The 26,365-nt window shown below is 35.6% G+C and carries 27 protein-coding genes; 16 read left to right on the forward strand and 11 right to left on the reverse strand.

The window, feature by feature from the left end; all coding sequences use genetic code 11:
- Window positions 1-45: 45 nt before the first annotated feature.
- The 3 genes from rsmG to DCC35_RS08385 are packed head-to-tail and all read right to left on the reverse strand — an operon-like array spanning window position 46 to window position 2,395.
- On the reverse strand, window positions 46-675 hold the full coding sequence (gene rsmG, locus DCC35_RS08375; protein ID WP_137090355.1) for a 16S rRNA (guanine(527)-N(7))-methyltransferase RsmG: 630 nt from the start codon (window positions 673-675) through the stop codon (window positions 46-48).
- A 5-nt stretch (window positions 676-680) separates the two neighbouring features.
- The gene (locus tag DCC35_RS08380) at window positions 681-1,289 is read right to left on the reverse strand and encodes an RNA polymerase sigma factor (protein WP_137090356.1); all 609 of its coding nucleotides are present in this window, start codon (window positions 1,287-1,289) and stop codon (window positions 681-683) included.
- On the reverse strand, window positions 1,280-2,395 hold the full coding sequence (locus DCC35_RS08385; protein ID WP_137090357.1) for a glycosyltransferase: 1,116 nt from the start codon (window positions 2,393-2,395) through the stop codon (window positions 1,280-1,282). The genes DCC35_RS08380 and DCC35_RS08385 overlap by 10 nt, the downstream gene beginning before the upstream one ends.
- A 127-nt stretch (window positions 2,396-2,522) precedes the next feature.
- Here DCC35_RS08385 and tgt point away from each other — a divergent pair, with 127 nt between their 5' ends.
- The 4 genes from tgt to DCC35_RS08405 all read left to right on the forward strand — a co-directional run bounded on the left by tgt (window position 2,523) and on the right by DCC35_RS08405 (window position 6,065).
- Window positions 2,523-3,653, forward strand: a complete 1,131-nt coding sequence (gene tgt / locus DCC35_RS08390; protein ID WP_137090358.1) for a tRNA guanosine(34) transglycosylase Tgt — start codon at window positions 2,523-2,525, stop codon at window positions 3,651-3,653.
- Between the two features lie 3 nt (window positions 3,654-3,656).
- Window positions 3,657-4,742 (forward strand): LptF/LptG family permease, encoded by a 1,086-nt coding sequence (locus tag DCC35_RS08395; protein WP_137090359.1) that lies wholly within the window; start codon window positions 3,657-3,659, stop codon window positions 4,740-4,742.
- Window positions 4,743-5,636 carry a DMT family transporter gene (locus tag DCC35_RS08400; protein WP_137090360.1) on the forward strand — a complete coding sequence of 298 codons (894 nt, stop codon included), beginning with the start codon at window positions 4,743-4,745 and terminating at the stop codon, window positions 5,634-5,636.
- Window positions 5,637-5,711: 75 nt separating this feature from the next.
- Window positions 5,712-6,065: a SnoaL-like domain-containing protein gene (locus DCC35_RS08405; protein ID WP_137090361.1), complete on the forward strand. Its 354-nt coding sequence runs from the start codon at window positions 5,712-5,714 to the stop codon at window positions 6,063-6,065.
- A gap of 32 nt (window positions 6,066-6,097) precedes the next feature.
- Here DCC35_RS08405 and ispE read toward each other — a convergent pair whose 3' ends face one another.
- The 4 genes from ispE to DCC35_RS08425 form a co-directional block, all read right to left on the reverse strand.
- A complete protein-coding gene (gene ispE / locus DCC35_RS08410; RefSeq protein ID WP_137090362.1) occupies window positions 6,098-6,904 on the reverse strand; it encodes a 4-(cytidine 5'-diphospho)-2-C-methyl-D-erythritol kinase in 807 nt (268 codons plus the stop codon).
- 68 nt (window positions 6,905-6,972) lie between these two features.
- Window positions 6,973-7,785, reverse strand: coding sequence for an enoyl-ACP reductase FabI (locus DCC35_RS08415; protein WP_137090363.1), 813 nt, complete (start codon window positions 7,783-7,785; stop codon window positions 6,973-6,975).
- Between the two features lie 56 nt (window positions 7,786-7,841).
- On the reverse strand, window positions 7,842-9,755 hold the full coding sequence (locus tag DCC35_RS08420) for a helix-hairpin-helix domain-containing protein (RefSeq protein WP_137090364.1): 1,914 nt from the start codon (window positions 9,753-9,755) through the stop codon (window positions 7,842-7,844).
- Window positions 9,755-10,552: a hypothetical protein gene (locus tag DCC35_RS08425; RefSeq protein ID WP_137090365.1), complete on the reverse strand. Its 798-nt coding sequence runs from the start codon at window positions 10,550-10,552 to the stop codon at window positions 9,755-9,757. Before DCC35_RS08425 ends, DCC35_RS08420 begins: the two co-directional genes overlap by 1 nt.
- Window positions 10,553-10,583: 31 nt before the next feature.
- On the opposite strand from DCC35_RS08425, the gene DCC35_RS08430 reads away from it, so the two are divergent.
- A complete protein-coding gene (locus DCC35_RS08430) occupies window positions 10,584-11,216 on the forward strand; it encodes a toxin-antitoxin system YwqK family antitoxin (protein WP_137090366.1) in 633 nt (210 codons plus the stop codon).
- 1 nt (window position 11,217) lies between these two features.
- On the opposite strand, the gene DCC35_RS08435 is transcribed toward DCC35_RS08430, so the two are convergent.
- Complete coding sequence (locus tag DCC35_RS08435) at window positions 11,218-12,642, reverse strand: BamA/TamA family outer membrane protein (protein WP_137090367.1); 1,425 nt, start codon at window positions 12,640-12,642, stop codon at window positions 11,218-11,220.
- 96 nt (window positions 12,643-12,738) lie between these two features.
- On the opposite strand from DCC35_RS08435, the gene DCC35_RS08440 reads away from it, so the two are divergent.
- The 5 genes from DCC35_RS08440 to DCC35_RS08460 are packed head-to-tail and all read left to right on the forward strand — an operon-like array spanning window position 12,739 to window position 18,163.
- A complete protein-coding gene (locus DCC35_RS08440; protein ID WP_137090368.1) occupies window positions 12,739-15,153 on the forward strand; it encodes a PAS domain-containing hybrid sensor histidine kinase/response regulator in 2,415 nt (804 codons plus the stop codon).
- 5 nt (window positions 15,154-15,158) lie between these two features.
- On the forward strand, window positions 15,159-15,536 hold the full coding sequence (locus tag DCC35_RS08445; RefSeq protein WP_137090369.1) for a response regulator: 378 nt from the start codon (window positions 15,159-15,161) through the stop codon (window positions 15,534-15,536).
- Window position 15,537: 1 nt separating this feature from the next.
- A complete protein-coding gene (locus DCC35_RS08450) occupies window positions 15,538-15,813 on the forward strand; it encodes a hypothetical protein (protein ID WP_137090370.1) in 276 nt (91 codons plus the stop codon).
- Window positions 15,810-16,571, forward strand: a complete 762-nt coding sequence (locus DCC35_RS08455; RefSeq protein ID WP_137090371.1) for an MBL fold metallo-hydrolase — start codon at window positions 15,810-15,812, stop codon at window positions 16,569-16,571. The genes DCC35_RS08450 and DCC35_RS08455 overlap by 4 nt, the downstream gene beginning before the upstream one ends.
- A 2-nt stretch (window positions 16,572-16,573) precedes the next feature.
- Window positions 16,574-18,163, forward strand: a complete 1,590-nt coding sequence (locus tag DCC35_RS08460; protein WP_137090372.1) for an NFACT RNA binding domain-containing protein — start codon at window positions 16,574-16,576, stop codon at window positions 18,161-18,163.
- A 26-nt stretch (window positions 18,164-18,189) separates the two neighbouring features.
- Here the strand turns inward: DCC35_RS08460 and pyk are convergent, their stop codons facing one another.
- Together pyk and DCC35_RS08470 are read right to left on the reverse strand one after the other, a co-directional pair.
- The gene (pyk, locus tag DCC35_RS08465; RefSeq protein WP_137090373.1) at window positions 18,190-19,626 is read right to left on the reverse strand and encodes a pyruvate kinase; all 1,437 of its coding nucleotides are present in this window, start codon (window positions 19,624-19,626) and stop codon (window positions 18,190-18,192) included.
- 3 nt (window positions 19,627-19,629) lie between these two features.
- Window positions 19,630-20,052: an IPExxxVDY family protein gene (locus DCC35_RS08470; RefSeq protein ID WP_137090374.1), complete on the reverse strand. Its 423-nt coding sequence runs from the start codon at window positions 20,050-20,052 to the stop codon at window positions 19,630-19,632.
- A 245-nt stretch (window positions 20,053-20,297) separates the two neighbouring features.
- On the opposite strand from DCC35_RS08470, the gene DCC35_RS08475 reads away from it, so the two are divergent.
- Genes DCC35_RS08475 through miaA form a run of 6 tightly spaced genes read left to right on the forward strand, consistent with a single transcriptional unit; the run spans window position 20,298 to window position 25,346 of the window.
- Window positions 20,298-20,534 carry an acyl carrier protein gene (locus DCC35_RS08475; protein WP_137090375.1) on the forward strand — a complete coding sequence of 79 codons (237 nt, stop codon included), beginning with the start codon at window positions 20,298-20,300 and terminating at the stop codon, window positions 20,532-20,534.
- Window positions 20,535-20,571: 37 nt separating this feature from the next.
- Complete coding sequence (gene fabF / locus DCC35_RS08480) at window positions 20,572-21,822, forward strand: beta-ketoacyl-ACP synthase II (protein ID WP_137090376.1); 1,251 nt, start codon at window positions 20,572-20,574, stop codon at window positions 21,820-21,822.
- Window positions 21,822-22,439 carry a ribonuclease III family protein gene (locus DCC35_RS08485; protein WP_317129003.1) on the forward strand — a complete coding sequence of 206 codons (618 nt, stop codon included), beginning with the start codon at window positions 21,822-21,824 and terminating at the stop codon, window positions 22,437-22,439. The genes fabF and DCC35_RS08485 overlap by 1 nt, the downstream gene beginning before the upstream one ends.
- Window positions 22,436-22,567 carry a putative dsRNA-binding protein gene (locus tag DCC35_RS21815; RefSeq protein WP_317129004.1) on the forward strand — a complete coding sequence of 44 codons (132 nt, stop codon included), beginning with the start codon at window positions 22,436-22,438 and terminating at the stop codon, window positions 22,565-22,567. The genes DCC35_RS08485 and DCC35_RS21815 overlap by 4 nt, the downstream gene beginning before the upstream one ends.
- A gap of 12 nt (window positions 22,568-22,579) precedes the next feature.
- Window positions 22,580-24,427, forward strand: coding sequence for an NAD(+) synthase (nadE, locus tag DCC35_RS08490; RefSeq protein ID WP_137090377.1), 1,848 nt, complete (start codon window positions 22,580-22,582; stop codon window positions 24,425-24,427).
- Between the two features lie 7 nt (window positions 24,428-24,434).
- Window positions 24,435-25,346, forward strand: a complete 912-nt coding sequence (gene miaA / locus DCC35_RS08495; protein ID WP_137090378.1) for a tRNA (adenosine(37)-N6)-dimethylallyltransferase MiaA — start codon at window positions 24,435-24,437, stop codon at window positions 25,344-25,346.
- A 30-nt stretch (window positions 25,347-25,376) separates the two neighbouring features.
- Here the strand turns inward: miaA and pfkA are convergent, their stop codons facing one another.
- Window positions 25,377-26,351 (reverse strand): 6-phosphofructokinase, encoded by a 975-nt coding sequence (pfkA, locus tag DCC35_RS08500; RefSeq protein WP_137090379.1) that lies wholly within the window; start codon window positions 26,349-26,351, stop codon window positions 25,377-25,379.
- Between the last annotated feature and the right edge of the window lie 14 nt (window positions 26,352-26,365).

Here is a 26,365-nt window from a genome sequence, read left to right on the forward strand (position 1 = left end):
TTTGATACAATTGAGGAAGGAAAAGCGTGGTTGATTGAGCAATGATCAAAATGGAACGTGAACGATTTTTTTGGTTTCAAAAAAATCTTCTTTATACCATTTATTGATATCAAAAATCTGGTATGAGCGGTTCAGTTCATCCATTTCTTCAGAAATATCACCACCTTTAAGATATATGATACCATGGTCTACATCTCTATGTGGACCTGGTTCTATTTTATTTTTTACCCAGGAATAGAATGGTTTCATTCGTGTTACAGCACGGCTGATAACATAATCATATTTCCCTTTTACTTTTTCAGCCCTGGCTTGCTGATAAGTCACATTTTTAAGTCCGCATGCTTTAGAAACTTCTTCTACGACTCTGATTTTCTTGGCGATGCTATCAACCAGGTGGAATTGAACATTTGGAAATAAAATTGCTAACGGGATTCCCGGAAAGCCACCACCTGTTCCTACATCCATCACCTTGGATCCATCATTAAAACTTATAATTTTTGCTATAGCCAATGAATGGAGAAAATGCTTTTCCTCAAGATTTTCTATATCTTTTCTGGATACAACATTAATCTTTTCGTTCCATTCCCGATAAGTTTCTAATGCTTTTAAAAATTGATTTTCCTGCTTTTCCGTGATATCGGGAAAGTATTTTTTTATTAAAGAAAGATCCGGCATGGGAATTAAATGTGTTCTTTTTTGTTTTTTACCAGGTCATACATTAATTCTCTGGCTCTGTGAAGCTGTGCTTTCACTGTACCAAGGGGAGCATCAAGTTCCTTAGCTATTTCTTCATAAGAATACTCTTTGAAATATCTAAGTTTTACAAGGCGCTTGTATTTAGTAGGTAGTTTATCTACAAATAATCTGACCAATTCAATTTTTTGACTTTTTATAGCCTCTTCCATCGGGTCAAGGTTTTTGTCCTTGACATCAATCTGAACTGCTTCACCATCATCATCTGTATATCCGGTCTGAAGACTGTAGGTTTCCAGTTTCTTTTTACGGATAAAATCAATAGCATTATTTGTAGCAATCCTGAATAACCAGGTACTAAAAGTATAGTCTTTTTTAAATCTGTGTAGGTTTTTAAATGCTTTAGCAAATGCTTCAATTGTTAAATCTTCTGCATCATCGACATTTCGCACCATTTTCAGGATCATGTGATAGACGGGATTTTTATACCTTTTCATCAAATCAGCATAAGCCTGTTGATTTCCTTTGTCGACTGCTTCATCAATCAACCGGAAGTCTTCAAGTGCCTTTTTTGAAAATTGTCTTTTTAATTCCATTTAGTAGTTTTCGAGTATAATGATGCAGTTCCAAGGGAAACTACATAGAATATATACAAAATTTCCAGTACTGACAACATGACAGTGGTTAATGGTAAATTTAACCTTTTTTTTGCCCTTTTGTATACTATCATACCAGTAAATAGCCTTATAAGTAATAAGCTTAAAAGCGGTATGATCAGTTTCGGAAACCAAATTAAACTAATTAAGCTTCCATACTGGACAATTAAAGACATCCAATATGATGCCGAAAACAGTTTGTCTGCCAAATTGTATCTTTTTCCAACGGAAAGGTGCCTTTTTTTCTGCCTTATATATGCTTTCAGATCTTTCTTTGCAAAGGTAAATACTGCTGATTCCGGTGAAGTATTAACTTTCGTGTGGTTTCTTTTTGCGTAGCGATTGATAATTATATCATCATCACCTCCCGTCACATTAATAAACGATGAAAACCCACCCGATTGTTTAAAAAAACTTTTAGTATATGACATATTTCTGCCAACAGCCATATAAGGTTTTCCTTTTATAGCCTTACCCATGTATACTAAAAGAGTGGTTGTAGTTTCAAATTCAATGAACTTACCAAGGATGCCAGGGGTAGGGAAATGTGGCGAATAACCAATGATTACTTCTGTATTCGGTGATCCTGAGTATATTTGGCCATAACTACTAAGCCAATTATCAGATACAGGCCTGCAATCTGCATCTGTGAATATCAAATGTTCGTATTTTGCATTTTCTATTCCTTGTAAGAGAGCATTTTTTTTAGGATCTCTATCAGGAAAAGGAGTGTCTATATTTATGAAGCTAATTCTTGTGTCATTTCTATAATTTTCAAGAATCGATTTGGTTTGATCCTTTGATCTGTCATTAACAATAATCAGTTCAAATTCCGGATAATCTTGCTTTAAGATTGAAGGAATTAATTTTTTAAGATTTTCTTGTTCATCGTGTGCAGCAACTATGACAGAAAGTGGAGGAAGGCCTTCGTTAGATATTTTTGGTTTCCCTTCCCTCACAGCCTCAAAGTAATAGAGGTAAAACCATATTAGTATTACTGAACTAATAGAATAAACTAATACAATTATAACCTCAGTCGCATTCATTAAGGCTAAAAATATGACTTCAATATCTGTTTAACCACATTTTTTCTGTTTTTGATCATCGTTAAAATAAATATATGGGTTTTCGAACATCTTGAACTATTTTTGCAACTTTGATCAGAATTGAATTATGGAATTTAAAATAACCGGCAAAGACTCAAATTCATCGGCAAGAGCAGGCGTTTTAAAAACAGATCATGGAGAAATACCGACTCCTATTTTCATGCCTGTCGGAACTGCTGGTACAGTTAAAGCTGTTCACCAACGAGAACTTGAAGATGATATTCAGGCTAAGATTATCCTTGGGAATACGTATCATTTGTATTTGCGTCCGGGACTGGATGTACTGGAGAATGCCGGTGGTATTCATAAATTTAATGGATGGGAAAAGCCGATCTTAACTGATAGTGGGGGATACCAGGTATATTCTTTATCAAATACCAGGAAAATTAAAGAAGAAGGTGTTGAGTTTCGCTCTCACATCGACGGGAGCAAACATTTTTTTACTGCTGAAAATGTAATGGACATCCAAAGAACTATTGGTGCGGATATAATAATGGCATTTGATGAATGTACTCCTTATCCGTGTGATTATGATTATGCAAAGAAATCAATGCATATGACTCACAGATGGTTGAAGAGATGTATTAAAAGAGTTGATGAAACCGAAGGTAAATATGGTTATTCTCAATCTCTTTTTCCTATTGTGCAAGGTAGTGTTTATGAAGATCTCAGGAAGCAATCTGCTGAAGAAATTGCCTCCCACGAAAGAGAAGGAAACGCAATTGGTGGATTATCTGTTGGTGAACCTCATGAAATGATGTACGACATGACTGAATTGGTCTGTGAGATTCTTCCGGAAGATAAGCCACGATATTTAATGGGAGTAGGAACTCCTGCCAATATTCTTGAAGGAATTGCCAGGGGAGTTGATATGTTCGATTGTGTGATGCCTACCCGAAATGCAAGACATGGAATATTGTTTACAAGTGAAGGGGTGATTAATATTAAAAATAAAAAATGGCAAAAAGATTTCACTCCTATTGATCCGGAGATCGGAGGCTATGCAAGTACTTTTTATACGAAGGCATATTTAAGACATCTTATTCATACAAATGAAATTTTAGGAGCCCAAATTGCAAGTGTCCATAATTTAACGTTTTATTTGTGGTTAGTTAATCAAGCCAGAGATCATATAATGGCAGGAGATTTTAACTCATGGAAAAACGAAATGGCACTAAAATTGTCGGAAAGACTTTAATTCATGAAGATACTAGATAGGTATATATTTTTTAAGTTTCTGGGTGCTTTTACATTTACTGTACTGGTCCTGATTCCGATCATTGTAATCATTAATTTGACGGACAGAATCGACGATCTTTTACAGCATGGAGTAGGTGTTATTGATACAGTATTATACTATTTTGATTTCAGTGCCTATCTGATGACTTACCTGATGCCTATCATCGTTTTTATTGCTGTTGTTTTTGTTACTGCAAGACTTGCCGGTAATACGGAAATAGTGGCAATGCTGAGCTCAGGAATGAGTTATCAAAGAGTAATGAGGCCTTATCTTTATGGAGCTTTAGTACTTGCTATTATCAACTTCGTATTAGTGGGTTGGATTACCCCTAACTCAAACAGGGACAGGATCGATTTTGAAAGTGCCTATTTTCATGGACCTCAATATAATAACGACAGGAATATTCATATTCAAATACAACCCAACGTATATTTCTATCTCGAATCCTACCGAATTCAAAGTAAAACAGGGTATAAATTCACTCTTGAAAAATTTGATGAGAAGGGAAACCTTAAAGAAAAACTATATTCAAATAAATTAACCTGGACTGAGGATTCACTTGGCAATGGATTCTGGAGGACTGATGAATATGTTTTAAGGAAAATTCTTGATGGAGAAGTCCAAATAGATAAAGGGGAGAAGATAGATACCACTTTTGCTTTAACACCAAAAGATTTTGAAAGTAATGAAGATCGAAATGAGACTTTCACGATTCCTCAGCTAAGAGAATATATTGCTTTACTTGAATTGCGAGGGTCAGATGATAAGAATATCTACCTGATTGAATTATATGTCAGGTATATGTCTCCGTTTACAGTTATTCTACTGACATTTATCGGGGTGATTGTGTCCTCTAGAAAAACAAGGGGAGGATCAAGTTTTCAGATCGCACTTGGATTCCTTTTAGCCTTTGTGTACATAATTCTATTTATTATGTCCCGGTCATTTGCTCAGAATAATGGTGATTATTTGCTACTTCCTATGTGGACTCCTAATATTATCTTTACTGCTATTGGTGTATACCTATATCTGAAAGCTCCTAAATAAATGCCTGGAAAAGATTTCTTAAAACTGCACCTGATTGTTTTTGCATGGGGATTTACCGCGATTTTAGGTAAACTAATCTCTATTCCTGCAGTGGAGATGGTGTTCTATCGTACTTTTTTTGCTGCAATTATTATTTATTTCTTATTAAGATTTAAGAAAATTAAAATTGGAGTGCCCGGCAAAGATATATGGAGACTTTTGGGTACCGGTCTGATTATTGGGGCACACTGGATCATGTTCTTTGGTTCTATCAAAGTAAGTAATGCTTCTATTGCTTTAACAGGAATGGCAACAGCAAGCTTATGGACTTCTATATTGGAGCCTATAGTACTCGGTAGAAGAATTTTATGGTATGAAGTCCTTCTTGGTACAGTGGTGATTATCGGTCTTGCTATTATTTTCTCCCTCCAACTCGAAAATATTATCGGGGTTATTATGGCGCTTCTTTCTGCTTTCCTGGCATCATCTTTTTCAATAATAAATAGCCGTTTTACCAGGAAATATGACCCTTATGCCATTACTTTTTATGAGATGACCGGGGCGACAATATCAATTGCATTATTTTTTCCTTTGTATCAATTATGGTTCACAGGAGGGACTCCTTTACAACTTGGCCTGACAGGAATGGACTTTTTGTACTTATTGATTTTGGCTGGTGTATGCACAGTTTACGCTTTTTCGGCATCAGTGGAAATTATGCGAAGAGTCTCTGCATTTAGCGTTAATCTGGCAATTAATATGGAACCAATTTATGGAATTTTAATGGCTGTAGCCTTATTTCCAGAAGATGAAAAGATGACCCCTCAATTTTATCTTGGAGCAGTAATTATCCTTGCTGCGGTATTTTCTTATCCACTATTTCAACGATTACATAAAAGACGGATGGCAAAATAAAAAAATAAAGCCACTTAAGTGAAACTTTATTGTTTAATATTTGTTTAAACAAATATAAACTAAAGATATTAAGACATGACATATTTAGAAAAAGCTACCGATCTTTACGAAATGATTAATGGAGGTAAGCTAATGGATGCCTTCGAAAAGTATTACAGTGAAAACATCGTAATGCAGGAAAACAGTGAAGACCCTAGAAAGGGTAAAGAAGCTAATAGGGAATATGAAAAAAACTTCCTCGAAAGCATAAAAGATTTTCACGGAGCAGGAGTAAACAATATTACTTCTAATGAGGACGAAAAAGTAACTATGGTCCAGTCATGGATGGATGTTACTTTTAAAGGTGATCAAAGAGTAAAAATGGAACAGGTTGCCGTACAACAGTGGGAGGGAGACCAAATTGTACATGAGAGATTTTATCATGAATAAAAGTTTATTATAGTCCTGTATTTTATGCAGGACTATAATTTTCCTTTCCACACAAGAAAGTCTTTAAGGTTTCCGATTTCATTTTGTTCCTCTTTAAATATTCCATAGACACTACTGCCTGATCCAGTCATTGAGGCATATACAGCACCCTGTGTATATAGATCACCTATGATTTCTCCAATCAATGAATGTTCTTTAATTATTGGATCCTGGAAATCATTTTTAAGATTACCTTTCCAGTTTGAAGGCCCGGAGTTAATCAGTTCTACCAAAGAAAAATCTATCATATTGGGTTTGATCATGCTATAGGCCTTTGGAGTGCTTATATGAATGCCGGGATTTAATAAAAGGAAATAATATCCATTTAATGATAAATCAATTTCCTCTAATTCTTCTCCTCTTCCTGTTACATATGAGGGTTCATTCTTTATAAAAAAAGGACAATCACTGCCGAGATCTGAAGCATAAATTTTTAATAATTCATCTTCGAGATATAACCCAAATAGATCGTTAAGTTGTTTGATTGCAAATGCTCCATCTGCAGAGCCGCCTCCAAGACCCGCTCCCATTGGTATTTGCTTGTGTAGGTTTATCTGTACAGGATCAATATTAAAATCTTTTCTAAGTGCTTTATAAGCTTTTAAAATTAAGTTATCATCTTTTTTACCGGGAATTTTAAGTCCGGTTGTTTCAAATGAAGTTTTAGAGGCAAAGTTTATTTCCAGAATATCATTAAAAGGAATTGGATAGAAAACACTCTCTATATTATGAAATCCATCCTTTCTTTTTTCGGTTATATAAAGGCCGAGGTTGATTTTTGCATTTGGAAAACTGATCATAGATCGATTGCTAATTTAATTGAGGGCTAAAATAAAAAAAGCTGCCTTTAAGACAGCTTTTAGTTAAATTATTTTTCCCAGTGGTCTATCACTTTTTGTGTTATGCCGCTTGTACTAAATCCTCCATCGTGATACAAGTTTTGCATCGTAACCATTCTGCTCAATTCAGAAAACATTAAAATGCAGTAATCTGCACAACTTGTTGCATCAGCATTCCCTAAAGGAGATATTTTATCGGCAAAATCAAAGAAAGTATCAAAGCCTCCTACACCTGTTCCGGCAGTAGTCATTGTCGGAGATTGAGAAATTGTATTTACTCTCACTTTTTTAAGCCTGCCATATCGCTCTCCATAACTTCTTGCGATACTTTCCAATAGTGATTTAGCCTGGGCCATATCACTGTAATCCGGGAATGTACGTTGAGCTGCGATATATGAAAGACCTAAAACTGAACCTCCTTCATTTATGAAGTCCATTTTTTCAGCAACCTGAAGCATTTTATGAAATGAAATCGCAGAAACATCAAGTGATTTCACCATCCAGTCGTAGTTGAGATCTCCGTAATCTCTACCTTTTCTCACGTTTGGAGACATTCCGATTGAATGAAGAATGAAATCAACTTTACCACCCAAGATCTCTTCAGACTTTTTATAAAGATTTTCAATATCTTCAAGACTGGTAGCGTCTGCAGGGATTACCTCAGAATTAGTTTTTTCAGCTAATTCATTGATTTTACCCATTCGCATTGCAATAGGTGCATTGGTTAATGTAAATTCAGCGCCCTCTTCTTTTGCTCTTTCAGCAACTTTCCACGCAATTGAATTTTCATCTAATGCTCCTGTAATTATACCTTTTTTTCCTTTTAGTAAATTATAAGCCATGGTTTTATTGGTTTCTTGGCGTGCAATTTAATTTTTTCAATGGTAAATCTAAAGAATTATTTAGTTTGATAACTTATTAGTAATTCAAACTCCCTGAATTTCTGAGATTTATCGAGGGGTGATCTTTCGAAATTTTTATAACTACTAAGTTTTCCTCCAAAAATGAAGTTTTGTAATTTGTACCTGAATGTCAGGAAGTGTCTTGAGGTTTTTCCCGTCCCAAGGTTTACATAAGGGAATGAATTATAAAATCCATTTTCATAAAAATATACCCCTTGGTTATTTTTTGATATTCCCAGAGAAGTTCCTAAGGTTGCTGATAATCGATTTTTTTTAAAAAATACTCTTTGTGAATATCCATATGAATAGCTGCTTTCTAAGTTGGTTGATTTCCTGTATTGAAACTGAATGTCCCATCTTAAATTCTCATTGATTTTCATCCTTCCTTTCAAAGCTGATTTGAAATTTAATTCTCTGATTCTGTACCGGTTTTTTTTATCTCTGGATTTATCAGGTCTATGCTGACTTTCATAAGCAGTAATTAATTGTAGTGATGAAAATGGAGATTTTTTTAAAAGAATTTTAGTTCCTAATTCCTCATTTAATCCGGGTAGGGGCAGAAACCTTGATATAATTTTAAGTTTGTGAATGTCAAAATATAAAATCGCTGAAAGTCTCTTATTTTTCCTGAATGTTAAGGCTTGATATACCCCTTTTTCTCCGGCAGGATTTGTTCTGGCACCAATTCCACTTCCGAAAATTGAAAAATAGTAAGGCGTTGTATATCGTAACTGCATTAAATAATCCCATGACTTATTTATGGCAATTAGAAGACCCTGGTTAAGTGAAAAGCTTTGTTGAAAGGGTAAATAGCTTATCTCCCCAAAAATAGTTTTATTTTTATATGTAAACTGATGAGCAATGCCAAAATGAATTTGTGATATAAATGGGGTATTTATCGAATTACTTGCATTGAAAATGTTAGACCACTTATTGAAGTCTGAAATAAATGAAATATAACCTTTCTCCCCGAGGCTCCTTCTCAAAATTATTCCACCATTAAGGAGTTTTGCAGTATTTCTATTTAGTCTTTCTGTTTCTGATCGATGGATGCCGGACTTGTAAAGAGTAACAATTGTATCATTAACTATCCTGGCATCAACACTTTTGTATGAAAGAAAACCTGTAAGAGTCAATCCAGATCTTATTTCACTGCTGATGGCTATTCCACGAAGGAAATGAAATTCATCAAATCCTCCATACGAACGAATATCGCGTTGAACTCTAATCTGATTATGAATAGGGAAGGATCCTAAACTGGAAAAAAAAGCATTGTTAAATCTGGTTCCCTGACCAAAACCGGGCTTAAAATCGCCAAGAATAATAGTGGTTTTACTTTTGTTTAATTGAATGTTTCCCCCAAAATATTCAGGATAGATGAGTTTGTCTTTTCCTTTAACAAAAAATTGCTCATTGGCATCCTTCTCAATTTTTAAATTGATTGAATAGTTTTTTCTGTGATAATCTACATCTATTCTAGTTTTGAAGTCATTGTATTTGGCATCATAGGCCGAACGTGTTGTGATAGAAAAATCTGATTTTACAGTTTGGGTTGAATTAATATGGATAAGCTGTTCTAGAAATTTAATTTTCTCTTTAGATATGCCTTCGATCATATATAATTCTTCAACCAGATAAATGTATCCGAACTTTTCAATGTGATTTTTTATTGCGATTATTTCATTTAGAGTTAAGAAGGGGATTCTTGAAAGTTCTTCTTTGGAAGCATTATTTATATCGATTGGGTGCTTCTTTAAATCATTTAAAAGCTGTGCCAGGTCTTCGGTATCAAATTGTACATCCGGGTTTTGGTTTTGGTAAAACCATATTATCGATTCTATATCTGTTTCTTGTGCCAGGCTAATTAAATTGACACCTGAAATCAGGATAATTATACAAAAAAATCTCATTATAATTTGAATTTCAGGTCAAAGCAATGACTTAAAGGGAAATCAGGAATCCATCGGGAGCTGTAATGGAGAGTAACTTTTTGTAGAATCAAATGTATTCCGCCATTTAAACCTGATGGACTAAAATTTGTCCCAAAATCAAATCTTAGAGATTCTTTTACCAGGTTTGAAATTGCTATTGAGCCGTTAAGTTCATCTTCTAATGATGATCTGATAGCACTCATTAATATTAGATTGTTGGTTATTTTATGACCAAATCCAAACCTGTATTCATAATAATTTGGTGTCTCGCGTTCATTATTCCAGGTGCTGTGAGTCAAATTCCTGACAGATGCAGCAATCAAAGAATTATCTGATAGGTGAAATTTTCCTGATACATCTATTGAATAGGTAAGGTGTGATCTGATCTCGGACATTGTTAGTTGATCGATTCGAATAGAAGAACCAAAAGAGAAATTTTCTTTTTTTATTGCACCTTGTAAAATTACCTGGTTTGAGTACAAGTTTTCGCCACCAAAATGGCTGAAACCCGCACCTAAAGAATAATTTTGACCTGGTATTGTTATTGCTGTTGTATATAAACCGATTATTGGCTGATTAAAAGGAATATAACAACCAGCTTCAATGGTAGTTTTTTTATAACTTAACATAGCTACCGGATTGTCGAAAAAAGTTATTTCCTGGTCGGATGCGATACCTGCAGACCCTAATCCGGAGAGATCGCTCACCGGAGATAAATTTTGCCCGATAATGGTATGCATCGCCAAGACAAACAGGATGAGTCTTAGCATTTTCATAGTTGATTAGTATTGAAAGATTCTCAAATATATGAACGTACTCGGATATATTAAAAAGCTTGTAGTATTATTTTTTATATTAAACGTTTACTATTGTTTTGCTCAGGATACTACCTTTTATGATGCTGAACACGTAAGAAGTATTTCCTATTTGCTTGAAGATGGAGGCAGGAAAATAGTAACCTATTATAAAAATGGAAATAAATCTGCTGTGGAACATTTTAAAAAAGGTGACCTTCATGGGTTTGCAACTTATTTATATCCTGATGGCACTATCAAAGGACAAGAAATGTGGAAAAACGGATTGCTACATGGAAATGCTAAATATTTTCATCCTAATGGATTAATTGATAAAACTGGTGATTATGATCGTGGTCTTTACACTGGGAAGTGGGAACATTTTCATCCAAACAGTAAAATGGAAAGAGTTGTCTATTATGAAAATGGTCTCCCTGATGGGCCATGGAAAGTATATAACGAAAAGGGAGTATTAATACAGGAGGGGTATTATGAAAATGGCAAAGAGGAAGGGAATTGGCTTTTTTATACTAATAAGGGAAGATTAGAATTTGAGGGAATGTATGAGGATGGGGTTAGAGTAGGAGACTGGTATTATTATGATAAAAAAGGCAGAAAGTCGAAACTTGATAAAGAAGATTACTAATCTATAAGGCGGTTTTAATGTTAAAGAAAAATCTGCTTTGTCCAACTGAATTGAACGAATATTCAAACCTCATAACAAAATCGTAATAAGTCACCAGGTCAAATCCCATACCATACCCAAAATTGATTTGGTTGACAAGATCATTGTCTGGTCCGTAATTAATATTGTTATCGACATAGCCAATATCGAAATAAGATTTAACATATAAAGCTACAGGGACCGTTCTGAATTGTTCAATTGGCATCCATTTTCCTAACTTAAATAAATTGCTGAACAGTTCTTTTTTAAAGGTAGACTTATTAAGCAGAAAGTGTTGACCATCGATGACATTCAATTCAAAACCACGAATAATTTCTTTGCTGTAACCCAAACCTCGAAAAACAAAATAGGGCTGCTTCGGAGGGAATGAAGCTTTTCCGCTAATTCTATTACTAAAATAATACCCCTTACCTAAATCGAGATATTTTGCATATTCTGCTTGCAGGGAGGTTTGAAATGACCCGGATAAAATACCCGCCCCAGATTGATTTACACTACCACTTAACAGAAAACCTCTGAGGGGATAAGCAGTAACATCTCTAAGATCTCGCGTGAATTGATAACTCAATGAAAAAAATTGCTTTTCGGTATCTCCATCCAGAAAGTAATCCGGGTTTTCGAGGGCTACAGTATCGTCAATTTTAATATTTTGATAAGCCAGTCTGAAGCTATGAGTATTTTGAATTGATTCTCTTATTCTAAGTGTTTCTGAAATTCTAAATTCCCTTCTGATTTTGAATTCTGAATCCAGAAATTGTTGTCTATTATTTCGGGTTTCGAATGGGATATTTCTGTTATCATTAAAAAATATTACTGTTTCAAGTCCTGTTTTTAACCCTTTATTTATATAAGGTATGTTATAGCTAACTAAAAACTCCCTGGTATAACCAAATTGTAATCCCAGGTTTAGTGTTTCATCCATTCCTCTGAGATTGTATTGGTAAAGCCTGACTCCGTAGTTAACACGATCCAGCGATTTGCCCTGATTAATCCACCACTCACTAAAATTTCTATCTGCTAGTTCAAATACTATTGTCGGGAAGGTATACCATCTTTCTTTTAATTGTACCAGAATATCTATTTCACCCTGGCTTGCAGGAATAATTCTGAGCTCAACTGTCACGAATAAGCTGGTATTAAAAATGTTATTTCTATCCCTCGTAAGGAGGTCTTTTAATTTAGCCACTTCAATGGTTTTACCGGGTTGAAGCTGCATTTCACGAAGTATAATTATGTCTTTAGTTTTTTTGTTTCCTACAATAAATACTTTGCCAATCGTCACAGTACTATCATTGAGTGATTCATCCAATGTGACACTGGTAGTATCTTTTTGCGCCTTTAAGGCAAATGAAACAATAAATAAAATTAGACTTATATACAGCCGCATTAAAAGTTTATTCAATTAATAAAAAAGTAATCTAACTTTTAGAATACAATATTGCATTTTTATGTTGTTAATTTATGCAGTATTTTAGATAAAATAATGGCAGAGGATTATCAAAATTATACAAAACAACAATTGATCTCAAAGATCCTGAAGCTTGAAGAAGCTAATTCTCCTGAAAATAAGAAATTACACGCTCAGCGTGAAACAAAAAAAAGGAGAGAGGAACTTACTGGTTTGTTGAATAATGCTGATCTCATGACTATTACTATTGGTCTTGGAGGAACTATCCAGCATGTTAACAATAACACCTGTAATGAGCTTGGATATAGAAAAGGAGATCTTATTGGAAAAGATGCATTTGATATATTTGTTACGGATTCTCATCGAGATGATCTGAGACTAATATTTGATCAGATTTTTAAAGGCCGAATGGTCCAACAAGGATTTCACCTCCAGGTAAAACGGAGGAATGGTTCGATTATGCCTGTGAAATTCAGGTCAATGCTATTTTATAACGAGGAAGAGGATGTCGAATCAATAACAATTATTGGTGAAAATATCGAAGATCAAATCCATGCTCGCGAAGCATTAAGGCTTAGTGAAGAAAAGTTCCGTAAGATCTTTGAATATTTTCAAGATATATATTTTAGATGTGAACTAGATGGGACGCTAACTATGTTAAGTCCCTCTGTCGAAGAACATACAGGATATTCGCCTGATGAGCTTGCCGGAAAGAATATATCTGATTTTTATCTTTTTAATCCTAAAACTAAAGATCTGATAAGAAGACTGATTCAGCATCAAAGAGTGAGAGATTTCGAAGTCAGTATTATTAGAAGAAACGGAACAATCCTTCAATGCCTGTGCAATATCAGGTTTTTATATAATGATTTAGGTAAACCCGAGCAAATTGAAGGTGTGGCAAGAGATATTACTCAATTAAAAAGAGCCAATATCGATTTAATGAATGCCAAAGAAATTGCTGAAAAATCTTTAAAGGTAAAGGAACAATTTCTTGCAAATATGAGTCACGAAATCAGGACACCTATGAATGGTATAATCGGGATGCTTGACCTGATTTCGGATACCAATCTGGATGGAGAACAAAAAAAATATATAGGAATCATTAAAAAATCATCCGGTACATTGCTGAATATTTTGAATGATATCCTCGATCTTTCGAAGATTGAAGCCGGGAAGATGCAGATTAAAAAATCTCCGGTTAATATTGAAGATCTTTTAGACAAATCAAAGTCATTATTTTCACAGAAAGCCGAAGAAAAGGGAATAAAAATCAAGTATCATCTTCATAAATCAGTTCCTTCCTACCTTATGGCAGATGAAACGAGGTTACTTCAAATCATGTCAAACCTCATCAGTAATGCGATTAAATTCACAAATAAAAATGGGGCGATTGATTTAAATATCAGGTCAAAATTCAGTAGCGAAGGCAAACATTTAATCAGAGTTGAAGTATGTGATTCCGGTATAGGTATTCCTCCGGAGCAGATCAATGAGTTATTTAAATCATTTAACCAACTCGATAACAGCACTTCAAAAAATTATGGAGGAACCGGTCTAGGGCTAGTGATTTCGAGAAGGTTATCAAAACTAATGGGTGGTGATATAGGTGTTTCATCCGCACCAGGAATGGGTTCTATGTTCTGGTTTACTTTCCAGGCTAATGAAACAGAGGCGCCAGTGGTTGAAGAAATGCCTCTGGAGGAATATTCATCAAAAAACTATTTTGAGCATCCGCCTAAAATATTATTAATTGATGATAATCTGGTTAACCGTCAGGTGGCTGGAGAAATTCTTCAAAAATCAGGTTGTGAAATTACAATGGGGGATAGTGGGCTCAAAGCAATTGAATACCTGACTGAAGACAATTATGATATTCTTTTCCTTGATATTCAAATGCCGGATATGGATGGTATTGAAACATTACAGGAATTGAAAAAAAGAGATATGTTAAATGAAACTCCGGTCGTTGCCATGACAGCTTATTCAATGCAGGATGACAGAGAACGATTTTTACAAAGTGGTTTTGATGATTATCTTCCTAAACCAATAAAAGCAAAGGACCTGATAAATAAGGTGAGGTTCTTGATGGGAGTCGATCTAAAAAGAGATCAGGACGAAATAAAAGATATAGAAGAGCAAAGAGCCAGACTAATTGTAAATGAGAGAACAGTTGCGGAGCTTGAAAAATACGGAGGTAAGGAATTAATTGATCAGGTTTTTAATGATTTTAAAAACGAAACAGTAGAACTGATCAGAGAAATCGAATTCGGATTGATGAATCGTGACTATGACATAATCAAGAAAAGTTTACACACAATCAAGGGCAATGCCGGAACCCTTGGAATTGAGAAGGTTGCGGGAATTGCTGAAGCGATTGAAGCACGCATTAAACAACAAAATTATGAAGGTCTCATTGAGGATATTTCGTATTTAAAATCTATATTTGGAGAATTCAGAAATAGTTATCAGAGTATATTAAACCTCTAAAAGAGATGTCATCAGCAAAAAAAGTTTTGATCGCAGAAGATAGTTCTGTAATCCAAAATCTTACTAAAAAAATACTTACAATTCAGAATTATAAGATCACTTCTGCAAAAAATGGAGAAGAGGTAATTAAAGCACTAAAGGATACTGATTTTGATGTAATCCTAATGGATATCAACATGCCAAAGATGGATGGAATGGAATGTGCCAGGCAGATCAGATCAATGGAAGAAAAAGAAAAAGCAAATACGCCGATCATTGCGATAACAGGTAATGCCAAGAATTATTCAATGGATGATTTTACATCTGTAGGAATAAACGATTATATTCCAAAACCAATCAATTTTGATACATTAGTCAAAGCAGTTAAAAAATACACTTCATAATATGGAAGTAAAGTATACTAAGTCGTTTTTAAACAAGCTGGAAGATGTTTTTGCCGAGTCTGATTATATACTTCGGTATGAAAAAGGCAATTTTAAATCGGGTTATTGTATACTAAATGACAACAAAGTTGTAATTGTCAATAAATACTATACACTAGAAGGAAAAGTAAGTTGCCTTATCGAGATTCTTGGTCAGGTAGACTTAAACACTAAAGACCTGTGTGATAAAAATCGAAATTTCTATTTAGAACTCACACAAACTTCACTTAAGCTTTGAGGGTAACTTTTTTAGGCACCGGAACATCACAGGGCGTACCGGTTATAGGATGCGAATGTGAGGTATGCAGATCAATTGATTTTCGTGATAAACGATTAAGAACCTCTATCCATGTAGAAGTAGACGGTAAGAGTTTTGTAATTGATACTGGCCCTGATTTCCGACAACAAATGATCAGGGAACGCATACATGATCTTGATGCTGTTATTTTTACTCATGAACACAAAGACCATGTCGCAGGGCTGGATGATGTCAGAAGCTTTAATTTTCGACTTAAAAAGCATATGCCCTTATATGCTACCCAACGAGTGATCAATCAGCTTGAAAACGAATTTCACTATGCATTTGGTGAAATAACCTATCCTGGAGCTCCCAGATTTGAAGTAAATCAAATCGAGACTAAGCCATTTAATGTTCAGGGAGTAGAATTTATTCCAGTTGAGGTTTTTCATTACAAATTACCTGTCCTTGGTTTCAGAATTAAAGATTTTACCTACATTACTGATGCAAATAGTATCTCAGAGGAGGAATTGGAAAAAGTAAAAGGTTCCAAAATACTCGTTCTTGATGCACTTCAAAAAGAAAAGCATATATCTCATTTTACATTAGACGAGGCAGTAGAATTGATTCAAAAAGTAAATCCGGAGCAAGCTTACCTGATCCATATTAGTCACCGAATGGGTAAACATAAGGTTGTAGAAGCAGAACTTCCAGATAACATATCTTTAGCATACGACGGTCTTAAGATCCAATTGTAATCATGCATTTAACAGCCTATTTTATTTCAGTCCAGGCAAATGAATTAGATAACTATTTTAGAGGAAGCGAAGAACATTTATATATGGCCGAATGTTATTCACAAAATAAGGATGAGGTCATTTTCGGGTTTGCTAACTCATCTACAGAACTTTATATAAAGGCCAGTTTTAACCCTAAATACTCATTTCTTAGTTTTCATTCTAATCAAAGCCGAGCCAATCGAAATTCCGTAGAATTATTTACCGAACTACTCGATAAGCAAGTAGAAGGTGTCTCTGAAATTAATAACGAAAGGGCTTTTACTATTGATTTTACAGGTGGTTATCGTTTGCTGTTTAAATTATTCGGAAACAGGTCAAATATTATCCTTTATAAGGAAAAGGAGTTGATTTCGCTATTTAGAAATGATCTGCAGGCAGATAAAGATTTAAGTTTAGCTGATCTGGGTACTGTGCTTGATTTGAGTACAGAAGGAATCATTGATAGGTTAGAAGACGGAAAGCCCCCGATCGTTTTATGGGATAAGGATATATTAAAGGTATTTAAAAAAAGAATTCAGGGTATTGAAGAGATTAATGACCAGGCCGAAATTGCCTTATCATTACATGATGAACTTTCGGAGGCTGAAGAATATTCTGTAATTTTCGATCCTGAAAAATCAAATTACATTCTTTCTTTGTTAGATCCGAAGCATTACGAAAATGATAATGTAAAATTTTCTACCAGGGATCCACTTGAAGCATCAACGAAATTATTTTATTCCTTTATAGGCATTTTTGCTCTTTCTGAGCTTAAGAAAAAGATTAATTCATACATAGATAAAAGGCTTAAGCAAACCAGATCTTATATTAAAAAGTCTGAAAAAAGGCTTGAATATCTTGAAGGTGAAGCCAGGTTCAGACAGTTCGGGGATATTATAATGGCTAACATGCATAATATTTCGCCGGGTATTAAAAAGGTAGAGCTTCAGGACTTTTACAATAATAATGAAATGGTTGAGATTCCATTAAAGAAAGGACTTTCTCCTCAGAAAAATGCTGAGAATTATTATAGAAAGGCAAAAAACCAGGAAAAAGAAATAGAAATGCTTTTGGAGAAGATCGAAGAAAGTAACGAAAGAATTGACGAATTAGATTCGCTTAAGAAGTTTGTTCAAAATGAAAATGATCTGAAAGCATTAAAAAAGACTGTTAAAAATCTTGGACTCGATTCAAGAGGAAGGCAAACTGAAATAATAAAGCCATACAAACCATATGAAAAAGATGGATTTCAGATATGGGTAGGGAAAAATGCATCCTCGAATGATGAGCTTTCTTTGAAATATGGGTATAAAGAAGACCTATGGTTGCATGCTAAGGATGTGCCGGGTTCACATGTACTAATAAAGCATCAATCGGGTAGAGAAATTCCCAAAACAGTTATTGAGTTTGCAGCTGCATTGGCAGCTAAATACAGTAAGAGGAAAAATGACACTTTATGTCCTGTTATAGTTACTCCCAAAAAGTATATCAGGAAGGTTAAGGGGAGTCCGGCTGGAGCAGTAATGGTAGATAAAGAAGAAGCGGTACTCATGATTGAGCCCGCTCCATAGAAATTTATTAATATCCCAATACCTGATCAGATCATATCAATCTTCAGGGTATTGGTTCTTTTCTTATCTTCTAAAGGCATACTAGCCATCTGAACGATGAGATCTCCTTTTTCTACATAACCCATTTTTTCAATGATCTTTTTCTGATCTTCAAAAGTTTCGTCAGTAGTTGGGCCACCATCGTAATAAACACCTCTGACACCCCAAACCAGGCTCAGTACATTCAATAATTTTTTATTACTCGTGAAGATGAAAATACTGGCTTTAGGCCTGTGGCAAGAAGCTCTGATGCCGGTATAACCTGAATTAGTAATGCCAAAAATAGCTTTAGCCCCGGTTCTTTTTGCAAGACGACAAGCAACAAGTACGAGGTTATCACTTACGAAAGTTGGAGATTCATCTCTTACGTAACTGGTATGATGAAAATAAATACTTTCAGTTCTCGATTCAACGATACTAATTGTCTTAGCCATACTAGTAACTGATTCGACTGGATATTTACCAGCGGCACTTTCGGCAGAAAGCATAATAGTATCTGCTCCATCCATTACTGCGTTTGCAATGTCATTTGTTTCAGCCCTTGTAGGTCTAGGATTCTCGATCATACTCTCCATCATTTGAGTGGCAATGATCACCGGTTTTCCCATTAGATTACATTTATGAACAATGCTTTTCTGAATGGTAGGAACCTCTTCCATAACTACCTCAACACCAAGGTCTCCACGAGCAACCATAATAGCGTCAGTAACCTCAATTATCTCATCGATATTCGCTACTGCCTGAGGTTTTTCAATTTTCGCAATTACTCTTGCAGACCGACCAGCTTCAGATATTTTTTCTTTAATATCCCGAACATCATCTGCCTTTCTTACGAATGAAAGAGCAATCCAATCAACATCCTGCTCAAGTCCGAATTCAAGATCTTTTTTGTCTTTTTCGGTTAAAGAAGGAGCAGAAACCTCTGATTGAGGCAGGTTGATTCCTTTTCTGGATTTTAATGGTCCTCCATAGATTATTTCAGTAACAATTTCAGTAGGACTTGTGGAAACGACCTTTAATTCGATTTTTCCATCGTCTATGAGAATCATTTCTCCAGCTTTCACATCATTTACGATGTCCTTATAGGTGGTTCCGATCCGCTCTGCATTACCAACAATATCCTCAGTGGTTATTGTTAATTTATCACCTTCCTTTATGACTACTTCGCCATTTTCAATTTCCTGGGTTCGAATCTTGGGTCCTTGAAGGTCTTGAAGCAAAGCCACGTGAGTATCGAGTTCATCATTGAGCTCCCGAACATATTGGATGACTTTTCTATGATCATCATGTGTCCCATGAGAAAAGTTAAGCCTGAACACATCTGCTCCTGCTTTTATAAGCTTCCTCAACATATCCTTATTGTTACTGGCGGGACCAACAGTAGCAATTATTTTAGTTTTATTAAACTTAATTTCGTCTGACATGAGTTAAAATAATAGGTTTTCTTTTGACTTAATCTGTGTGTAATTTATCGGTGTTATAAAGTTTATTTCATTTAAGGTCTTGATTTTATTAATTATTTCATCGGCATTAAACGAATCACTTTCTTTAATAAGAAACAGGAAATCAAATTGTTTTAATTCAGGAATTAAAAACAGATTTCCAACGCGTTCATGATTGGCAGCTTTATTTTCTATTAACTTTAGATATCCGGCAGGTGTTTCATAAAGATAATTACAAATTTCAATATTTTCATTACCGCTTTCAAGCTGAAAGTCATTTTCTTTTACTAATTGAATATTTAAAAGTTTATTCAATAGCCACGCTAACTTGTATGCTTTTAAAGTACAAGATATCCCAACTGCCTTAAAATCAATAATTAAGCTTTTTTCAAGCTTGGTTTTCTTCATTCCTGTTTAATTTTCAATGTTAACAAGCATTTTCTGACTCATAATAACAGCCTTGAGAAAAAGTACATCTAAAGAAGGATAATTTAGTTATTTTTGAATATTTTAGTTACTGTATTGCGAAATAGTTAAGAAATAACATCAAATAAGTCAGTTATTGCTTTTATTAATAACTTTATTGAATTTGTTTGATTTTATAACATTAAATCTATTTCTTTGCAGTGGATTTTAACTAAATACTTTTAGCGATGTCTGAAATAGCACAAAAAGTAAAAGCAATTATCGTTGATAAGCTTGGTGTAGAAGATTCAGAGGTAACACCTGAAGCAAGCTTTACAAATGACTTGGGAGCAGATTCCCTTGACACTGTTGAACTGATCATGGAATTTGAAAAAGAGTTCAATATTTCTATTCCTGATGACCAGGCTGAAAACATTCAGACTGTAGGTCAGGCAATCAGCTACCTCGAGGAAAACGTTAAGTAAATCTTATCTAATCTAAACGTATTTCATTTCTAATTATATGAAATATACGAGACGAGTTGTTGTAACAGGAATTGGCGCGCTGACTCCTATCGGTAATACAGCCCGGGAATTCTGGGGTGGATTAGCGAAGGGAGTCAGTGGTGCTGCTCCTATAACCCGCTTCGACGCAGAGAAGTTCAGAACTAAATTTGCGTGCGAAGTCAAAAATTTCGAACCAAATGACCATCTGGATCGTAAAGAAGCGAGAAAGATGGATCCATATACGTGGTACGCGATGGTTACGGCTGAAGAAGCTTTTAACGATAGTCAGTTAAAAGATTTTGATTCTGACCGTGCCGGAGTGATCTGGGGTTCAGGAATTGGTGGATTAAGGACTTTTACCGATGAGGTAATGTCTTTTGCCAATGGTGATGGAACACCTAGATTCAATCCATTCTTTATTCCGAAAATGATCGCTGATATCTCAGCGGGTTATATATCAATCAAATATGGCTTTAGAGGCCCTAACTTTGCTACGGTTTCTGCCTGCGCATCGTCTACTAATGCCATTATTGATGCAATGAATTATATCAGGCTGGGACATGCTGATATTATTATGACTGGAGGGTCTGAAGCTGCTGTTACCGAACCAGGTATGGGTGGTTTTAACTCGATGAAAGCGCTTTCAGAGCGTAACGATTCACCAGAGACTGCATCAAGACCGTTTGATAAGGATAGAGATGGTTTCGTTCTTGGAGAAGGTGCAGGCGCACTGGTTCTCGAAGAATATGAGCATGCAAAAAAACGAGGTGCGAAAATTTATGGAGAAGTGATCGGTGGAGGTATGTCCGCTGATGCTCATCATATTACCGCCCCACACCCTGATGGACTTGGAGCAACCAATGTTATGGTCAATGCATTGAGAGATGCTGAGATCGATCCTTCAGAGGTACAATACATTAATGTGCATGGTACTTCTACTCCTCTTGGAGATATGAGTGAAGTGAAAGCTATACAAAAAGTGTTTGGCGATCATGCATACAATCTTAACATTTCATCTACAAAATCGATGACTGGTCACCTTCTGGGTGCTGCCGGTGCAATCGAATCTATCGCATGTTTGATGGCGATAAATAAAGGGATTATTCCTCCGACCATAAATCATTTCACTGATGATGAAGAGATTGACGGACGTTTGAATTTTACCTTTAACGAAGCACAGGAAAAAGAAGTAAATATTGCTCTTTCAAACACTTTTGGCTTTGGAGGACACAATACTTCAGTGATATTTAAAAAACTGGTTGATTAGTGTGGAGATTGCTTCCTCGCATCATTGCGAAATTCAAATACCGTAAAGGTAAAAATAAAAAACTTTCAGAAGCTGTAAGGAATATTGTCGGGTTCAGACCCGTCAATATTCACTTATACTTCTTAGCCTCTCAACATACTTCTGTAGCACAATTTAATGTAGCCGGTAAGCGAGATAGCTATGAGCGACTTGAATTTCTGGGCGACGCAGTCCTGGGAATGGTCGTTGGAGAATATCTATTCAATAAGTATCCCTATAAAGATGAGGGTTTTCTAACTGAGATCCGTTCCAGGATAGTTAATCGTGAAAGCCTAAACAGGCTCGCTAAAAAGGTCGGAGTAAGTAATTTTGTAGAATACAATCCCGGGGGAAAGAAACATAATTACAAATATGTTTTTGGCAATTCTTTGGAAGCACTGATCGGTGCTGTTTATTTAGATCACGGCTATCACAAATGTCGAAAGTTTATAATCAGACGATTGATTATACCTCATTACGATTTAGAAAAGCTAATTAAGAAAAATACCAATTTCAAATCTAGAGTAATAGAGTGGTCACAAAAAATAATGCCTCGATTGATTTTGTCGTACAGGAAATTGAAACTGAAGGACATTTGAAGGAATTTAAGGCCGAACTGATCGTTGATGGCAATAAACTTAGCGAAGGTATTGGTAATAGTAAGAAAAAAGCTGAACAAATTGCCGCAGAACGTGCTATAGATAGTATCTTCGATAAGAAAGATTAATATCTTTAGTATATGAAAAAAATGCGTTTGGCAGGTGCCGCACTAAATCAAACTCCCTTAGAATGGAAAAGTAATCTGGCTAATATCAAAGAAGCTATTTTACAAGCTAAAAATTCCAATGCAGATATTTTATGCCTTCCCGAACTTTGCATAACCGGGTATGGATGTGAAGATCTCTTTTTAAGTGAATGGCTTCCCGAAAAAGCTTTTAATAAATTAGAAGAGATAGCTTCCTGGGTGGAAGATTGTTTCACAATCGTTGGTTTGCCTGTTAGATATGAAGGAAAAACATACAACTCAGCAGTAGCTATTTACAAAGGTGAAATTCTCGGTTTCTATTGTAAGCAATTCCTGGCAGATGAGGGCGTCCATTACGAACCCAGGTGGTTTTCACCATGGTCTTCTGAGTATATCAATTACATCGAATTCAATGGCAAAAACTATCCCATTGGAGATATTACCTTAGACTTCAAGGGCATCAAAATTGGATTTGAGATTTGTGAGGACGCCTGGAGGGGAGAAGAACGACCCGGCTATCGATTAAAAGAAAAAGGTGTAGATCTGATACTTAATCCCAGCGCTTCACATTTTGCCTTCGGGAAAAGCAGGTTTAGAGAACATCTTATTGTTGATAGTTCCGAAATATTTGAATGTGTTTATTTGTATTCGAATCTACTCGGGAATGAAACTGGCCGGATGATCTTTGATGGTGAAGTGTTCATCTCTCAAAAAGGAAAGCTTATTCAAAAAAATCGCAGGCTTTCTTTCCAGTCGGTAAACCTTGTAACAGCAGATGTTGATTTTAGTGGTGAAGAAGTACCACAGGAATTAGCTTATGATGACCAGGACAAATACCTTGAATTTGATAAAGCTATTGCCTTAGCATTATTCGATTATCTTAGAAAGAGCCATAGTAAAAGCTTCGTTCTGTCTTTAAGTGGTGGTGCCGACAGTGCATGTTGTGCCATAATGGTAGCAGAAATGGTTAGAAGGGGTGTAGAAGACCTGGGTATTAATGAATTCATAGCTAAATCAGGAATTCCTGACCACGGATATAATACTGTTGAAGACCTCACAAAAAAAATGTTGTATACGGCATATCAGGCTACAAAAAATTCATCTGAGGAAACTTTTCTAGCTGCAAAGGAAATTGCCGAATCCGTTGGTGCTACTTTCTTTTCGTGGAGTATTGATGATGTAGTAGATGATTATACCAAAATTTATGAAAATACAACAGGTGAGAAGCTAACCTGGGAGGATCATGATATTCCTCTACAGAACATTCAGGCAAGATCAAGAGCACCGATGATCTGGTTATTGACAAATGTTAAAAAGGGACTTCTTTTAGCCACATCTAATCGTAGTGAAGGTGATGTGGGTTACGCAACGATGGATGGTGATACCTCCGGGGGAATATCCCCAATTGCCGGTGTGGATAAAACGTTTATCCGAAAATGGCTAAAGTGGGCAGAGAATGAACGCGGCTTTTATGGATTAAATAGAGTCAATAGCTTGTCACCGACAGCTGAATTAAGACCTTCGGAAAGACAGCAGACTGATGAATCCGACCTGATGCCTTATCATATTCTGAGTAAAATAGAAAGAGAAGCCATCTTCCATAGAAGATCTCCGGTAGAAGTTTTTAAAACTCTGAATTTTGAAAATCTTTGTGAAAAAGAAACCTTAAAAAATTATATAATAAAATTTTTTAAGCTCTGGTCGATCAACCAATGGAAAAGAGAAAGGTTCGCCCCTTCATTTCATCTGGATGAATTTAATGTAGATCCAAAAACATGGTGCAGGTTTCCTATATTAAGCGGAGCTTTCAGAGAAGAAATTGAAGAGTTAGAAAACTTTTAAAACTAAAATGGCTAATCCACTTATTGTTTTTATTGGAGGACCAACAGCTAGTGGGAAAACCGGTTTAGGTATATCATTGGCAAAAAGGTATTCGACTTTTGTGATCAGCGCTGATTCCAGACAAATGTACCAGGAAATGACTATTGGTACAGCAAAACCATCTTCTGATGAATTGTCCGAGGTGAAGCACTTTTTAGTTGATGATAGAAGTGTTCAAAATCCGATGAATGCAGGGGATTTCGAAAGAGAAGCCCTGGATATAATTAAAAATTCAGAAGAGAAAATAATATTTGTCGTTGGGGGTACTGGCCTATATATGAAAGCACTTTACGATGGATTGGATGAATTTCCTGAAGTCCCATCTGAAATCAGGGAGGAATTAAATCGAGAATTTGAAACAGAGGGTATAGAGCATTTACAGGAGAAGTTGAAATCTGCAGATCCGGAATATTATGAAGTTGTTGATTTAAATAACCCTCGGAGGCTAATAAGAGCTCTGGAGGTGATTGAAGCTTCAGGTCAAAGGTATTCAGCCTTTAGAAAGGGATCGTCTGGTAGAAGCGATTTAAACGTTCTAAAGATGGCTATTGATGTTGACAGGGATAGGCTATATCAGAGAATCAATCATCGAATGGATAAAATGATTGAAAAAGGATTATTTAAGGAGGCCGAATCTTTGTATGAGTTTAAAGAACTGCAGCCATTAAAAACTGTTGGTTACCAGGAAGTGATTAGTTACCTGGATAATGAGTATGATTATGACGAGGCAGTTAGGTTATTAAAAAGAAACTCACGCAGGTATGCTAAAAGACAACTGACGTGGTTTAAAAGAGAAGATTTTGAATGGATCGATCTGAAGGATTTTGAATCGATCACAGACAGAATTGATAAAGAAATAGAGAAAATAAAAAAGGGCTGATAAACAGCCCCTTTTTTATATACTACCTATTTATATGCTTAAAATTTCTACCATCCGGATAAGGTCTTTATTTAATGGTTTCTGCTTCGTTATGCTATCACCAAATGATGTAAATGTAACTTCATCATTTATTACACCAACCATTACTCCTGATTTTCCGTCTCTTAATCCTTCTACAGCAGATAGTCCTAATCTGCTTGCAAGGATTCTGTCTTGAGCAGTTGGTGTTCCACCTCTTTGTACGTGCCCGAGAATGGTAACTCTAATATCCTTAAGGTCTTTAACCCTGGCTTTTACTTTTTCCGAAATTTCAAATGCGTTACCCTCTTCATCACCTTCAGCAATCACAACGATACTTGAAGTTTTGCTTCGGCTCCATCCTTTTTGCAGCGCTTCAATTACTTCATTGATAGTGGTCTTGGTTTCAGGAACCATAACCATTTCTGCTCCGCCACCGATTCCAGACTGAATTGCGATATAACCTGAGTCACGTCCCATAACTTCAATAAAAAATACCCGATCATGAGAATCAGCTGTATCCCTGATATTGTCTACGGCACTTAAAGCTGTATTGACAGCAGTGTCAAACCCAATAGTTTTATCAGTACCATAGATATCATTGTCAATAGTGCCGGGGATTCCTATTACAGGAATGGCATGCTCTTCAAAAAATACCTTAGCTCCAGTGAATGTACCATCACCTCCAATTGCAATTAATGCATCGATACCAAATTTTTTCAAGTTGTCAAAAGCCTTTTTTCTTCCTTCGGGCTCTCTGAATTCCTGGCATCTAGCAGATTTAAGTACTGTTCCGGCTCGTTGAATAATATTACTTACAGAATGAGAGTTGAGTGGTATGATATCACCTTCGATCATTCCTTTATATCCGTACCTTATGCCGTATACTTCAATACCATAGTAAATACACCCTCTGACTACTGCTCTCAGGGCAGCATTCATACCCGGCGCGTCACCACCTGAAGTAAATACACCAATTTTTTTCATGCCTATTTTAACCT

The organism is Mangrovivirga cuniculi (genome assembly GCF_005166025.1).
GTDB lineage: Bacteria > Bacteroidota > Bacteroidia > Cytophagales > Cyclobacteriaceae > Mangrovivirga > Mangrovivirga cuniculi.

Coding starts and splice junctions, on each gene's coding strand:
- DCC35_RS08460 (WP_137090372.1), top strand. CDS start 16,574: ATGCATTTAACAGCCTATTTTATTTCAGTCCAGGCAAATGAATTAGAT.
- pfkA (WP_137090379.1), bottom strand. CDS start 26,351: ATGAAAAAAATTGGTGTATTTACTTCAGGTGGTGACGCGCCGGGTATG.
- DCC35_RS08430 (WP_137090366.1), top strand. CDS start 10,584: ATGAACGTACTCGGATATATTAAAAAGCTTGTAGTATTATTTTTTATA.
- pyk (WP_137090373.1), bottom strand. CDS start 19,626: ATGTCAGACGAAATTAAGTTTAATAAAACTAAAATAATTGCTACTGTT.
- DCC35_RS08445 (WP_137090369.1), top strand. CDS start 15,159: ATGTCATCAGCAAAAAAAGTTTTGATCGCAGAAGATAGTTCTGTAATC.
- DCC35_RS08450 (WP_137090370.1), top strand. CDS start 15,538: ATGGAAGTAAAGTATACTAAGTCGTTTTTAAACAAGCTGGAAGATGTT.
- DCC35_RS08380 (WP_137090356.1), bottom strand. CDS start 1,289: ATGGAATTAAAAAGACAATTTTCAAAAAAGGCACTTGAAGACTTCCGG.
- DCC35_RS08470 (WP_137090374.1), bottom strand. CDS start 20,052: ATGAAGAAAACCAAGCTTGAAAAAAGCTTAATTATTGATTTTAAGGCA.
- DCC35_RS08475 (WP_137090375.1), top strand. CDS start 20,298: ATGTCTGAAATAGCACAAAAAGTAAAAGCAATTATCGTTGATAAGCTT.
- rsmG (WP_137090355.1), bottom strand. CDS start 675: ATGCCGGATCTTTCTTTAATAAAAAAATACTTTCCCGATATCACGGAA.
- fabF (WP_137090376.1), top strand. CDS start 20,572: ATGAAATATACGAGACGAGTTGTTGTAACAGGAATTGGCGCGCTGACT.
- DCC35_RS08420 (WP_137090364.1), bottom strand. CDS start 9,755: ATGAGATTTTTTTGTATAATTATCCTGATTTCAGGTGTCAATTTAATT.
- tgt (WP_137090358.1), top strand. CDS start 2,523: ATGGAATTTAAAATAACCGGCAAAGACTCAAATTCATCGGCAAGAGCA.
- ispE (WP_137090362.1), bottom strand. CDS start 6,904: ATGATCAGTTTTCCAAATGCAAAAATCAACCTCGGCCTTTATATAACC.
- DCC35_RS08385 (WP_137090357.1), bottom strand. CDS start 2,395: ATGAATGCGACTGAGGTTATAATTGTATTAGTTTATTCTATTAGTTCA.
- DCC35_RS08425 (WP_137090365.1), bottom strand. CDS start 10,552: ATGAAAATGCTAAGACTCATCCTGTTTGTCTTGGCGATGCATACCATT.
- DCC35_RS08395 (WP_137090359.1), top strand. CDS start 3,657: ATGAAGATACTAGATAGGTATATATTTTTTAAGTTTCTGGGTGCTTTT.
- DCC35_RS08435 (WP_137090367.1), bottom strand. CDS start 12,642: ATGCGGCTGTATATAAGTCTAATTTTATTTATTGTTTCATTTGCCTTA.
- nadE (WP_137090377.1), top strand. CDS start 22,580: ATGAAAAAAATGCGTTTGGCAGGTGCCGCACTAAATCAAACTCCCTTA.
- miaA (WP_137090378.1), top strand. CDS start 24,435: ATGGCTAATCCACTTATTGTTTTTATTGGAGGACCAACAGCTAGTGGG.
- DCC35_RS08440 (WP_137090368.1), top strand. CDS start 12,739: ATGGCAGAGGATTATCAAAATTATACAAAACAACAATTGATCTCAAAG.
- DCC35_RS08400 (WP_137090360.1), top strand. CDS start 4,743: ATGCCTGGAAAAGATTTCTTAAAACTGCACCTGATTGTTTTTGCATGG.
- DCC35_RS08405 (WP_137090361.1), top strand. CDS start 5,712: ATGACATATTTAGAAAAAGCTACCGATCTTTACGAAATGATTAATGGA.
- DCC35_RS08415 (WP_137090363.1), bottom strand. CDS start 7,785: ATGGCTTATAATTTACTAAAAGGAAAAAAAGGTATAATTACAGGAGCA.